The organism is Neisseria sp. P0021.S007, from assembly GCF_051956855.1.
Genome location: NZ_JBQCXA010001490.1, coordinates 1 through 473, shown reverse-complemented (window position 1 = coordinate 473; position 473 = coordinate 1). Strand labels below are relative to the sequence as shown.

General features: G+C 45.2%; 2 pseudogenes. Both read left to right on the top strand.

Features of this window, described 5'->3' with window-relative positions:
- Nucleotides 1-231: pseudogene (locus tag ACTHUR_RS19875) on the top strand (hypothetical protein); the annotation flags it as partial.
- 53 nt (nucleotides 232-284) lie between these two features.
- Nucleotides 285-473 (top strand): annotated as a pseudogene (locus ACTHUR_RS19870) (hypothetical protein); the annotation flags it as partial.

Sequence of the window (473 nt, the reverse complement as noted above, 5' to 3'; positions counted from 1 at the left end):
GATCATGACTTATTGCCCAAACGCTTAAGCCTTGAAGTGTATTCATGTACCGAAAACCACGCACCGGCCATACACGATAAGCCCGAAGGCAGTTTATGGCTTAATGAATCCGCCCAAATTTTGCTTGAAATGGCCATTGAAGAGAAAAACAAAATGACGAAGCTCATTGAGGCCAAGCACGAACAAGATTATCTGAATCTGATGTACGACCGATACGCATATAGATTTTAAAAGGCAAAACGCTGCCGCCTTCAAGTGCAGTGTATTGAATAAGGAAACACATCATGCAAATGCAAATTCAAGGCCAAATCATGGGCGTTAAACGCTTTAACGGCCAAATCGACGGTAAAACCTTTGACTATTGCCGCGTCATCGTGTCTACACCTCTGGACAGCAGCCAAGGCAACGCATTAGGCAGCTCGGCCACAGAATACGACTACGGCGGTTCCGTTAACTTCGAACAGTTCAAAAGC